General features: G+C 53.7%; 9 protein-coding genes and 1 riboswitch. Of the genes, 3 read left to right on the top strand and 6 right to left on the bottom strand.

Going from position 1 to position 12,893, the window contains the following annotated elements; all coding sequences use genetic code 11:
• Positions 1-129: 129 nt before the first annotated feature.
• From AGRI_RS13080 to AGRI_RS13070, 3 genes are read right to left on the bottom strand one after another with little or no spacing between them, the layout of a single operon-like run.
• On the bottom strand, positions 130-1,155 hold the full coding sequence (locus AGRI_RS13080) for a malonyl CoA-ACP transacylase (protein WP_008985381.1): 1,026 nt from the start codon (positions 1,153-1,155) through the stop codon (positions 130-132).
• On the bottom strand, positions 1,152-3,353 hold the full coding sequence (locus AGRI_RS13075) for a thiamine pyrophosphate-dependent enzyme (RefSeq protein ID WP_008985380.1): 2,202 nt from the start codon (positions 3,351-3,353) through the stop codon (positions 1,152-1,154). The genes AGRI_RS13080 and AGRI_RS13075 overlap by 4 nt, the downstream gene beginning before the upstream one ends.
• Before the next feature lie 13 nt (positions 3,354-3,366).
• Positions 3,367-4,542: an acyl-CoA dehydrogenase gene (locus AGRI_RS13070; RefSeq protein WP_008985379.1), complete on the bottom strand. Its 1,176-nt coding sequence runs from the start codon at positions 4,540-4,542 to the stop codon at positions 3,367-3,369.
• A 149-nt stretch (positions 4,543-4,691) separates the two neighbouring features.
• On the opposite strand from AGRI_RS13070, the gene AGRI_RS13065 reads away from it, so the two are divergent.
• Positions 4,692-5,531: a LysR family transcriptional regulator gene (locus AGRI_RS13065; RefSeq protein ID WP_008985378.1), complete on the top strand. Its 840-nt coding sequence runs from the start codon at positions 4,692-4,694 to the stop codon at positions 5,529-5,531.
• A 47-nt stretch (positions 5,532-5,578) separates the two neighbouring features.
• Here AGRI_RS13065 and AGRI_RS13060 read toward each other — a convergent pair whose 3' ends face one another.
• From AGRI_RS13060 to trhP, 3 genes are all read right to left on the bottom strand, one after another.
• A complete protein-coding gene (locus tag AGRI_RS13060; RefSeq protein WP_008985377.1) occupies positions 5,579-7,369 on the bottom strand; it encodes a sensor domain-containing phosphodiesterase in 1,791 nt (596 codons plus the stop codon).
• 69 nt (positions 7,370-7,438) lie between these two features.
• Entirely contained in the window at positions 7,439-7,630 is a 192-nt protein-coding gene (locus AGRI_RS13055; RefSeq protein WP_040291969.1) for a YfhL family 4Fe-4S dicluster ferredoxin, read from the bottom strand.
• Position 7,631: 1 nt separating this feature from the next.
• Positions 7,632-8,948, bottom strand: coding sequence for a prephenate-dependent tRNA uridine(34) hydroxylase TrhP (trhP, locus tag AGRI_RS13050; protein ID WP_008985375.1), 1,317 nt, complete (start codon positions 8,946-8,948; stop codon positions 7,632-7,634).
• A gap of 220 nt (positions 8,949-9,168) precedes the next feature.
• Between trhP and AGRI_RS13045 the strand changes: the two genes are divergently transcribed.
• Entirely contained in the window at positions 9,169-11,697 is a 2,529-nt protein-coding gene (locus AGRI_RS13045) for an EAL domain-containing protein (protein WP_008985374.1), read from the top strand.
• Positions 11,698-11,767: 70 nt separating this feature from the next.
• Positions 11,768-11,904, top strand: a riboswitch (molybdenum cofactor riboswitch).
• A complete protein-coding gene (gene moaA, locus AGRI_RS13040) occupies positions 11,897-12,868 on the top strand; it encodes a GTP 3',8-cyclase MoaA (RefSeq protein WP_008985373.1) in 972 nt (323 codons plus the stop codon). It overlaps the preceding riboswitch by 8 nt.
• Positions 12,869-12,893: the final 25 nt, after the last annotated feature.

The raw sequence follows: 12,893 nt of genomic DNA, 5'->3' as shown, positions 1-12,893 counted from the left end.
TGCCTAACAATATACATACACGACTGTATGTTATCAAGCGCAAAAATTCTGGCATGCGTTTAATGGCGTCAGACATGGGATAAAGTGTAGCAGCGAGTCTGCTGACCCGCTGTACGACGTTTTGGTGAATTAACCTACCTGGCGGCGCTGCTCCGGTAGCCCCATACTAAGTACAAAGGGGGATGCTGCCTGCTGCGCCTGACTAAAATCGGCTTTGCTTTGCCAGTTGTGCCAGTTAACCGCAATCAGACTTTGTGCGACGGCGCCACCGAGGCTGCTGCCAGGGCCGAGTAAGATCAGATGGTCCGGCGCAAACTCTTTTACTGCTACCTCGATAGCCTTACTAAAGTGATAGGTTTGACAGACCTGATCGCCAAGGGTATAGGCTTTTAGTGCCGTGGCCTGGGCTAAACCGGCAGGCCAAATCTGGCCGCGGCCATCAATCAGCGGGAGTTGCGGCGGGTGAAACAGTTGCTCAGAAAAACGACTCATCGCCTGATCTGAGGCCGGCTGCATTAGTGGGCTATGAAAGGCGGCATGGCCGGGTAACAATAGCGGAAAACGCTCATCACAGGGCGGCAGGGCCTGCATCGCGGCTTGCACAGCCTGCTGCGCCCCCGCCAGTACCGCGTAACCACCATACACAATCGACATAAAGAGCGCACCCTGATGTTGCCATAGCTGCTCTGCTACGGCGCGTTGCTTTACGGCATCGGGCTGCCAGTCGCTATTAACCAGCGGATAGATAAACTGCGCCCCGGCCGCCTCCGCCGTCAGCTGCGCCATACCGGTGACCAGCTGCATCTGACTGTCGCCCTGCCAGACACCGGCACAGCCGAGCGCAGTATACCAACCCATCGAATTGCCGGTTACCGCCACGATCTTTACCTGTTCGCGATCAATGGCCGCAAAATCGGCGATGCCACAGCTATAAATCAGTGCTGCCGCATTCTCGGCTTTTAAATGCTCGCGACTACTAAAGGCCGGCGCCTGATCCAGTGCCGTTACCGTGCTTAACCCGAGCTGCTCCCGCACAGTATCAAATTGCTTAAGCCAGCTACGGTCGGCGGCGACCTGCTTCAGATAGCCCAGCTCAGTGCGGTTATAGCTGCCACGACCGGGGCAAACGACGACGGCGGTTTTTTTACCACTCATACTAATACCTCCGCAGTCAGTAACTGCTGCATGGCACTGCTGATTTGCGCTTTCGATGGCAGCACCTGATAGGCGGCCGCCCCCAGTGGAATAAAGCTGTCTTCAGCGGTAATACGCTGGATCTGATAAAACCCGGGCCGCGCTTCATGCAGCAGTGTAAACAGTTCTTCGCTGAGTGAACCGCGACGGCGGCATTCATCCACCAGCAGAATTTTGCGACAAGGGCCCAGCGCCTGAATAATGGCATCGATATGCAGCGGCACCAGACAGCGCAGGTCAAGTAAGCGGATGTCCGCTGCCTGCTGCGGCAATTCCGCTAACGCCTGGCGACTTAAATAATAACCATTAGCGTAGCTAATGACCGCCAGCTGCTCACCCTCGCCATAAACCGCCGGCTCGCCGAGCGCTGGCAACGGTTGCTCCGGCTCTGGGTACTGACAAAGCCATAAGCCATCGCCAGGGTGTAGCAGATCCCGCGTCATATAGAGCGCGATCGGCTCGAGCAGGATCACCAGCCGCTTTTGCTGATAGGCCAGCTCAACCGCCTGGCGTAATAGCAACACCGCATCAGCACCGTTAGACGGACAGAGCAGAATAATGCCCGGAATATCGCGAAACACCGCAAAGGAATTATCATTGTGAAAGTGGCCACCAAAGCCGCGCTGATAGGCCAGACCCGCTATACGGATCACCATCGCATTATGGTACTGGCCATTGGAGAAAAACGGCAGCGTTGCCGCTTCACCACGGATCTGATCCTCGGCATTATGCACATAGGCCAGAAACTGAATTTCCGGAATAGGCAAAAAGCCCTGCTGCGCCAGTCCAATCGCCAGCCCGAGAATACTTTGCTCATCGAGCAAGGTATTAATCACTCTGTTGGCGCCAAAAGCATGGACCAAATGCTGCGATACGCCATAAACGCCGCCTTTTTTGCCGACATCTTCGCCAAATAGCAGGGTTTGTGGATATTGCGCAAAGAGATCGTGCAGCGCCCAGTTTAACAGCTTGGCTAAATGCTGGCCTTTACCCAGGTTATGCTGGTCAAAGGCAAATAACGCCTGTCGCACAGCTGGCAGCGGCAACGGCGGTGTCGATAAAGCGGGATAATTCGGCGCAATCGAGGCCATCACAGCGGCCGCGCTGGTCAGTTTGGGCCGGCTACTGGCCACGGCAGCCACGCGGGCAATTTGCGCCGCCAGCTGCTGCACACTTTGTAACAGTGCAGCCTGCGATAAGGTGCCGCGACTGAGTAGCATACCGCTGCTGGCTAATAACGGGTCCTGCTCCAGCTCGCTGTCAATTTGCTGTTTGCTGCGATAGGCCACTTCTGCATCGGCGCCGGCGTGACCAAATAAGCGTACCGTCGATAGATGCAGCAGTGCCGGTGCGCGTTTGCTGCGGACATAGTGTGCGGCCGCCTTGGCGACGCGCAGTGTTTCGGCTAAATCACTGCCATCAGCAGCAAAGTAGCGCAGCTCTGGCCGCTCAGCCAGGCTTTGCTCGATCCAGCCTTGCGGTGTCGGGGTGGAAATCCCCAGGCCATTGTCTTCACAGACCAGCAAAATCGGCAGCGGCACATGCTGATAGGCCGCCCAACAGGCTGAGTTAATGGCGCCCTGTGCCGTCGAGTGGTTGGCCGAAGCATCACCAAAGCTACAGACCACTATCGCATCTTCCGGCCAGTTACCGGGCTGGCCAAGCCGCTTACTAAGATCAATGGCAAAGGCCGTGCCGACCGCTTTTGGTAATTGCGAAGCAATGGTACTGGTTTGCGGCGGAATATTCAGTGCCAGGCTACCCAGCACTTTATGCCGGCCGCCTGAGATCGGATCTTCACTGGAAGCGCAGAACGACAACAACATATCGTACAGCGGCGTGCTACCGGATAACTGCTTGCTACGCTCAATAAAAAAGGCGCCGCTGCGGTAATGTAAAAATGCCGGATCGCTCAGGCGCAGCGCAGCGGCCACCGCAGCATTAGCCTCATGGCCAGCACTGCCAATGGTATAAAAACTTTGGCCCTTGGCCTGCAGTAAGCGTGACTGTAAATCCAGTAACCGGCTACAAAGCTGACTGTGCCACAGCCGGTACAGATCGCTATCGCTCAGGCTGTCCGGCCAGTGTGGTGTGGGTAAGGCGCCTTGTTCGATGCGCGCCAAAAACCCCTGCAACCAGGGGTGCAAGGCTTCGGTCATGCTGGCCTCCGGCTTAGCTAAAGGCTTGCAAGCCGGTCTGGGCACGGCCCAGGATCAGCGCATGCACATCATGGGTACCTTCGTAGGTATTCACCGCTTCCAGGTTCATCACATGGCGAATAACATGATATTCATCGGCAATACCATTACCACCGTGCATATCGCGGGCGATACGGGCAATCTCCAGTGCTTTGCCACAGGAATTACGTTTAATCAGCGAAATGGTTTCGGGTGGCAGCAAACCGGCATCCATTAAGCGGCCGGCCTGTAAGCAAGCAAGTAAGCCAATGCTAATTTCGGTTTGCATATCAGCCAGTTTCTTTTGTACCAATTGGGTTTGCGCCAGCGGCCGACCAAACTGGATCCGATCCAGCGTATATTGCCGCGCCGCATGCCAGCAGAACTCGGCCGCACCCAACGCCCCCCAGGCTATGCCGTAACGGGCTTTATTCAGACAGCCAAAGGGGCCCTTCAGGCCACTGACATTAGGTAGTAAGGCGTCTTCCGGCACGGCGACATTATCCATCACAATTTCACCGGTAATGGAGGCGCGCAGTGAGAACTTGCCGTCAATTTTTGGTGCCGACAAACCCGTCATACCTTTTTCCAGCACAAAGCCGCGAATTTCACCGTCCAGCTTAGCCCATACTACAAACACATCGGCGATCGGGCTATTAGTGATCCACATCTTGCTGCCGTTAAGCAGATAACCGCCGTCAATCCGTTTGGCGGTAGTGCGCATACTGGCCGGATCGGAGCCGGCATCCGGTTCGGTTAAACCAAAGCAGCCTACCCACTCACCGGTCGCCAGCCTGGGCAGATATTTCAGGCGCTGTGCTTCGGTACCGTATTCATGGATCGGATGCATCACCAGCGAGGATTGCACACTCATGGCGCTGCGATAACCGCTATCAACCCGCTCCACTTCGCGCGCGACCAGGCCATAGCTGACGTAGTTAACCGCTGAGCAGCCATATTTTTCCGGTAAGGTCGCGCCAAGCAAACCCAGTTCGCCGAGCTCATTCATAATTTCACGGTGAAAATGCTCTTCGCGGTTGGCCATTAACACCCGGGGTTGTAAACGCTCCTGACAATACTGATGGGCGGTATTACGGATCAGCCGCTCTTCTTCGGTTAACAGTTGGGAAAATTGAAACGGATCTTGCCAGTCAAATTGTGGACGCGCCATCTTACACCTCATTATGTCATGGGAAACGCCTGACATTCGCTGTAATAACCGACAGTTAACGCCAAAACGTCTTACTCTGTTGCTCACTCTACTGCGGCCTGATATAAAGTTAAAATATATTAATTCTGTAGATGCTATAGCTTTTAACTATGGATATTCGCCAACTCAAATACTTTGTTGCGGTCTATGAGCAGCGCAGCATCAGCGCCGCGGCGCGCCAATGCTGTGTCGCCCAACCCTCGTTATCGGCGGCCCTGTTGCAGTTAGAGCAGGAGCTGGGAGTGAGTTTATTTCTGCGCCTGCCCAAAGGGGTTACCCCAACAGAGGAAGGCGATAAGCTATATGGCCATGCCGGTAAATTACTGGCTCAGCTGGCCTCGCTAAAAGCCTCGTTTCAGGCCCCGGCTGCCAAGGTACGTTTTCGCCTCGGTTTAATTCGCGCCCTAGGCGTCGAGCGGATGAGTGCACTGCTGCGTGAGTTTAGCCAGCAAGTGCCGGGGCTGGAACTGCACCTGGTCGAGCCGGATGCGCCTTGCGATGCGCGGATTATTACCCCGGCGCAGCAACAAGGGGGGGAAGTATTACAACCGATCTGGCGGGACCGCTATTTATTGGCACTGCCACCGGCCTGGCCGCTCAGCCTGCAATCGCAGTTGACACTGGACGATTTTCAGGACCTGCCACTGATTAAACGCACGCCCTGTGATGCCTGGGATTTACTGTACCCGCAGCTAAGCCGGCGCAATATTCAGCCGGCGATCCGTGCTGATATTCAAACCATAGAATATGCCTTGGGCCTGGTATCGGCCGGGGTGGGTTGTGCGCTGGTACCGGATTTTGACAACTTGCTAGAGCGTAGTGATGTGGCGTTAAAACCCATTGCCGGCCTGCAGCTGGAGCGCACCATTGCCCTGGCCTATCGCAGTGACAACGCCCATCCGGCCTTGCCGGTACTGCAACAGCTCTGTAGCCAGAGTAGTGCGCTTTAACACTACACTTAGAAAGTTATCAGGATTTAGGCTTAGGATCTTGGAGCTCAGGATTTTACTGCCAGCGGCTTTAACCAACGCTCAGCAAACTCATCGGCCGGTACCGGCTTACCAAAATGGTAGCCCTGCGCCCGGGCACAGCCGAGCTGCAACAGATAAGCCGCCTGCTCTGCCGTTTCCACCCCTTCGGCAATGGTCAGCATATCCAGACTTTTTGCCATCGCCAGAATGGTTTTTACCACCATATTATGATGGTGATCACCGGGGATATTATTGATAAAGGCTCGGTCAATCTTTAGCGTGGAGGCACGAAAACGGGTCAGATAAGCCAGCGAAGAATAGCCGGTGCCAAAATCATCAATGGCCCAGCTGAAACCCATGGCTTCTAACTCGGCCATTTGTCGCAGCGAACGCTCCGCATTTTGCATAATCAACGATTCGGTGACTTCCAGTTCTATCTGAGTAGGTGTAATACCACTACTGCAAGTCGCAAAATCACTGACCAGTTGTTCATTATCCAATTGCCGGGCCGAAACGTTAACTGATAGGCGTCCGGGTAAACGATAACCTCTTTGCTGCCATAAATTCAGTTGCCGGCAGGCGGTTTGCATTACCCAGTTTCCCAGCTCCGGCATCAGGCCGCGTTCTTCCGCCAGCGGAATAAAGGTATCCGGCCGCACCCACCCCCATTCCTCATCATACCAGCGACACAGCGCCTCGGCGCCGGAAAGCAGACAACTGGCTAAATCGATCTGCGGCTGATAGTGCAAACTGAGTTTGCCACTGCGTAGCGCCAGCATAAAGCGCTCCAGCACGATTTGCCGCTGACTCAGTGCCTGGCTCATCGACGGCTCGAATACTTTCAGCCCACCACCACTGCTCTTCGCCTCGGCCAGCGCAATGCTGGCAAACCGCAGCAATTCCGGACCATTTAATTCATCGCTGGCAACCAGGGCACAACCCAAATTTACATGCAGCGCAAAATCCTTACCGGCACAATGAAAGGGCCACATAAACAGCTTTTGTACCTGCCGGCATAATTGCTCCAGCTCCCGCACAGAATACACCGGGCTGAGCAGCGCAAATTGATCGGCAGAATAGCGCGCCAGATAACAGCTCTCTGGTAAATCCTGGCGCAAGCGGCCGGCTACGGCCGCTAATAACTCATCGCCGACTTTAAAGCTAAACAGATCATTCAGTTCTTTAAAACGGCTGATATCAATTAACGCCAGACCCAGTGCAGCTTTCGAGACATCAGCTTTCGGCCAGTTTTGCAGTTTTTCCAGCAAATGCGCCCGGTTAGGCAGTTGTGTGACGTTATCGCGATAGGTCAATTTCCGGATAAAGCGTTCGCTCTGCGTGCGCTCGAGCTCTGCACCCACTTGGGCTGCCGCAATCCGCAGCACTTCGCGGCCGATTTCCGGCATTTGTAGTGGTTTGGTCGCCATTATGCTCAGAATACCCAGCTTCTGACCACTGGTGTTTAAAATCGGCATACCAAGATAGCTTTCGACCTTCAGGTCAACCAGCAGCACATCATCCGGAAATACCTGACAAACGCCCTGTGCATAAACACAAGGCTCGCGCTCCGGCACGGTTTCGCAGGGCGTGCCTTTTAGCGGATAGGTGATATTGTCGAGCAGTTGACCCTGGCCCCACAGCGCTATGGTGCGGGCTTCGGTTGAGGTCGCTGTGGCTTCAGCAATCAGGCAGTATTCAACGTTAAGAATTTCGGCTAATCGCTGTACCAAGGTGGGTAAAAAATCCGGATAGCCGCTCTGTGTTAACACATCGGCTAATTGCCGGAAAATTTCCTCAGTACTAAAGCGTGCTTGCATAGTTTGGCTAACTGCTGCCCTTTGGTTACAACATATTAGACAGGCCACTACATCAATGCAAGCACAGTGTTAACTGACAATTTCGATACAATCAATCGGGCAAACTTCAATACAGGTTGGTTTATCGTAAAACCCAACGCACTCGGTGCAGCGTGCCGGATCGACCTGATAGTGCAGTGGCCCCATGCTGATGGCCTCGTTTGGACACTCCGGCACACACATATCGCAATTAATGCAACTTACCTCGATAACGGCCGTCATCTCAGACAATCTCTGTTGCTAAACCGGCTGCTGCCGCACTAGTAACGGGTAGCTGTTTTAGCAACATAGCGTGCTGCAACAGCACCCGTGCCGGTAACTTTACCTTGAGCTGATAACAGGCACCGGGCGCAAGCAGCAGATCCTGATCCTGCTGATTACGCAATGCTTCCAGTCGGAAGTTCTGATTACCCCGTGGCGTCATTAAAATCAGCTGATCACCAACCGCAAACTGGTTTTTTACCTCCAGTAACGCAAAGCCCTCGCTATCCTGCTCGCCAATAAATTCACCAACCAGCAACTGCTCGCCCTCACTGTGACTGGTATCGTAATTTTGCGTCTCCTGCGGCTTATGGCGGCGTAAAAACCCTTCAGTAAAACCGCGGTTAGCCATGCCTTCCAATTCACTTAACAGCTTGCTATCAAAAGCCTTGCCGGCCACCGCATCATCAATCGCCTTGCGATACACCTGCGCAGTACGGGCAACATAATAAGGTGACTTGGTACGGCCTTCGATTTTTAACGAATGTATCCCCATCGCCGTTAATGCCGGCACATGCTCAACCGCCCGTAAGTCTTTAGAATTCAGAATATAGGTACCATGCAGATCTTCGTCGATGGTCATCAGTTCACCCGGCCGCCCCTGCTCTTCCAGCAACGCCGGAGTACTGATCGGTTTAAACTGCCCGACCTCATCTTCCACAGCAGCGTGCACCTGATAGGGCCAGCGGCAGGAATTGGTGCAGGTGCCCTGATTCGGATCCCGTTTATTAATATAACCCGATAATAAACACCGACCGGAATAGGCCATACAGAGCGCGCCATGCACAAAGACTTCCAGTTCCATCTCTGGCACTTCGCGGCGGATTTCAGCAATTTCCTCCACCGCTAACTCGCGTGACAGAATGACCCGCTGCACGCCATGCGTTTGCCAGAACTTTACCGCCGCCCAGTTAACGGTATTGGCCTGTACCGAAAGGTGCAAGACTTGCTGCGGAAAGTGCTGGCGCAATAAAAAGATTACCCCGGGGTCAGAAACAATCAGTGCATCCGGCTTTAACGCCACCACCGGCTGCATATCGCGAATAAAGGTGGTCAACTTACTGTTGTGCGGTGCGATATTGACCACCACATAAAAGCGCTTACCCAAGGCATGGGCTTCGTTGATCCCGGTTTCCAGCGCGGCTAAGTCAAACTCATTATTGCGTACCCGCAAACTATAACGTGGCTGACCGGCATAGACGGCATCGGCACCATAGGCAAAGGCCAGCCGCATTGCTTTTAAACTGCCGGCGGGCGATAAGAGTTCAGGTTTAAACATCAGTAGGGTCTCAGTCAGGATCAGGGCGCCGATTTTAACCAGCTAGCGGCCGCATGCATTGATCCAGCGCAAGCTTCACCAGCTGACTAAGTCACACTCTCTTCATATACTGGTCAGTCCGCTTTAATGCTCAGTTATTAACCGGCTTTGTTCCAGATCAATACCCCTTGAACTGATACTTTTATACTAGCCGCCATCTTACTGCTACATTGAGCATCCTATGTCTGAGCTGTTATTAGGTACTGAAAATACCGACGCCGAGCCGACCATCGCCGAGCTGATTAAAAAGCCCTTGCTAACCTGCCCGCCACAAACCAGCCTGCAACAAGCGGCAAAGCTGATGCGCAGCCATGGTGTCAGCTGTATTTTGGTAGAAGAGCAAGGTCAGATCACTGGCATCTGGTCCGAAGCTGACACCCGGAAACTCGACTTTGCCGGCAGCAAACCGTCAGAGATCAAGGTTGGCTCAGTGATGTCATCACCTGTGATCAGTGCCAGTGGTTTGACCCGGGTTAGCGGTGCAGCCAGTTTAATGCTGAATCATAATATCCGCCGCTTGCTGGTAGTGGACCCACAACAACGGCCGATAGGGTTACTGACGCAAAGCGATATTATCCGCCAGCAAAAAATTGAATTTTATCTGCGCTTTCGGGACGTTGGCAGCTGTGTTGACAAGGCACCGCTGCATTTGGCTGCCGCCTTGCCTTTGGCTGAAGCGGTGGCGGAAATGCGCCATCACCGCGCTGACGCCGCCATTATTTGCTTTGGCGCTGATGATTACGGGCTGGTCACTGAACGCGATTTGGTGCGTTTACTGGCAGAGAACTGTGACGTGTCATCAATAGGCGAGCTGGCCAGCCGACCACTACTCACGGTAGCGCCGGAATTGACGCTGCTGCAAGCGGTAGAGCAGTTAACCGAGCATGGCATTCGTCATCTTGGCGTCACCAAAGATGACAATATTTGTGGTTTACTCTCTTTTAGTGCCATTCTGCGCAACGTTGAATATGCCTATATCGAGCAGCTGAAAACGGCATTACGCGACCGCGATAACGCACTGCGTACCTCAGCCGACTATTTACGGCTGGCACATAAGGTGATTGATGCGTCGATGGACGGCATTATGATCACCGATCAACACGGCTTTATTCAGTCGGTCAATCCCAGCTTTACTAAACTAACCGGCTATAGTCAGGAAGAAGCTGTTGGGCAAACCCCGCGTTTGCTTAGTTCCGGTTTGCATACTGCCGATTTCTACCGCCGCATGTGGCAAATTCTGCTCGAACAAGGCCACTGGCAGGGCGAAATCTGGAATAAGCGTAAAAACGGCGAGCTCTATCCGCAGTGGTTAAGCATTACGGCCATTCGCGCCGAAGATGGCCAGATTACGCAATATGCGTCAATTTTTAGCGATATTACCGAGCGCAAACAGCAGGAAGAGAAAATCCATCAGTTAGCCTATATGGATGAGCTAACCGGCTTGGCGAACCGGCGGATGTTTTTCGACCGGCTGCAACTGGCGCTGGCCAATGCCCATCGTCATCAACATACGCTGGCGGTGATGTTTCTGGATTTAGATTTATTTAAACGGATTAACGATACACTGGGACATCTGGCCGGCGATCAGGCATTAAAAGAGGTGGCGCGGCGCCTTCAGGCCACGGTGCGCGAGGGCGAATCGGTGGCCCGTATTGGTGGCGATGAATTTACTATTTTGATCCCGGAAGTCAGTTGTGTGAAATCGCTGGAGCGGCTGGCGCAGCGACTGATTTCGCAGTTTGAGCGGCCGGTGCAGTTGCTGGAACAAGAATTTTTCTTAACCACCAGTATTGGCATCAGCGTTTATCCGAAAGATGGTCATAATGCCGAGCTGTTAGTCAAACATGCTGATGTTGCCATGTATCAGGCGAAAAGTGCCGGCCGTAATCAGTTTAGTTTTTATCAGGCCAGTAGCGGCTTACAAAATGAAGAAGAGCTCAAGCTGGAGCAAGCCCTGCGCCTGGCACTGCGTCAGCAACTGCTACAGGTCTATTATCAGCCCAAATTTGCGTTACAGAGTGGCGATATTATCGGCCTGGAAGCGCTGGTGCGCTGGCAGGATGCGGAGCTGGGGATGATTTCACCGGCATTGTTTATTCCGCTGGCGGAAAAGCTCGGGCTGATCCACCAATTAGGTGAACAGGTACTACGTCAGGTTTGTCATCAACTCAGACACTGGGGCAAGCGGGCGCTGCCAGTTGCCGTCAATATTTCTGCATTACAACTGGCGGAAACCGATTTTCTGCCACGGCTACGGGCGATTTTACAGCAAACTGATATTGATGCGTCATTGCTGGAGCTGGAACTAACCGAAAGCTGTTTAATCCCGGAGCACGCTGACTATACCCTGGAAGTACTGACGGAGCTAAAGGCACTGGGTTTACGCCTATCAATTGACGACTTTGGTACCGGTTACTCTTCTCTGTCTTATCTGCGCCGCCTGCCATTGGATGCGCTAAAAATTGATCGCAGCTTTATCCGCGATTTACCGCAAAGTGAAAGTGATAGTCAGATCACCCTGGCCATTATCGCCATGGCCAAGGCGCTGGGCTTAGAGGTGATCGCCGAGGGGATTGAGCAAAACACCCAGCGCGATTTTCTGTTGACTGCGGGCTGCGACACTGGCCAGGGTTTTCTGGTGTCACCTGCTGTACCAGCTGCAGACCTAACGCCATTTTTAACGCAGAGCCGCCCGACGATTGACTACTAAGCGACTACCCCCAAGGGGGTAGCCAAACGCTCCTTCATGGCAATAACAAAAGCTGCTTCACTACTTTAAGCTTACTACACAACGCCGAAGCCACCGGCTCTAACCCTGCCTGCAGGTATGAACGGTGTGCCGTGGTAATAATACCACCGGGTGTGGCGGGAAACGGCCTCACCTCCCAACCTGGAAAGGTGTCATTAGTATGCTTATTGATGCGTATCAGCGCCGTTTTACCTATTTACGGCTCTCCGTAACCGAAAGCTGTAACTTTCGCTGCACTTACTGCCTGCCCGATGGCACTGATTGCGACTCCCGGGCCGGCGAGCTGACGCTGCCGGAAATCCGCCGCCTGGTTACTGCCTTTGCCCGCCTCGGCACCCGCAAAGTGCGGATCACCGGTGGTGAACCTTCGCTGCGTAAAGATTTAACGGAAATTATCGCCACCTGTAAGGCAGTACCCGGCATCGAAAAAGTCGCCCTGACGACTAATGGCTATCGCTTACAGCGTGATGCCGCTGCCTGGCAAGCCGCAGGGCTGGATGCGGTTAATGTCAGTGTCGATAGCCTGGACGCGGCGACCTTTCATCTGGTCACAGGGCAGGACAAACTGGCCGACATCCTGGCCGGTGTCGCCACAGCCAAAGCCGTTGGCATTAAGCAAGTCAAAATCAATACGGTGCTGTTAAAGCAGCATAATGCGCTGGCGTTGCCGGATTTTCTTAGCTTTGTAAAACAGCAGGACTTGTCGCTGCGCTTTATTGAGCTGATGCGCACCAACGACAACCTCAGCTTCTATCAGCGTCAGCATTTAAGTGGCGCCAGTATTCAGCAGCAGTTGGAAACCCAAGGCTGGCAGTTACTGCCAAAAGGCATCAGTGATGGCCCGGCGTTGGAATACGCCCATCCGCACTATCAGGGCCGCATCGGCCTGATTATGCCCTACAGCAAAGATTTCTGTGCCGATTGCAATCGCCTGCGGGTTTCCAGCAAAGGGCAGCTGTATCTCTGTCTGTTTACCGACAGCTATCAGGATCTACGCAGCTTGCTACAAAGTGAGCACAGTGCACCCTTGGAGCGCTTTCTGCAGCAAGCGCTAGCCGGTAAAGCCCAGAGCCATCAACTGCAACAGCAGCACAGTGGCAGCACCCGGCATTTAGCGCAAATTGGCGGCTAAGACGCAGTCTTGTCTACAACAGCAT

It is taken from the genome of Alishewanella agri BL06 (assembly GCF_000272005.1).
Classification (GTDB): Bacteria; Pseudomonadota; Gammaproteobacteria; order Enterobacterales; family Alteromonadaceae; genus Alishewanella; species Alishewanella agri.
This window is presented reverse-complemented; position numbering and strand designations above follow the sequence as displayed.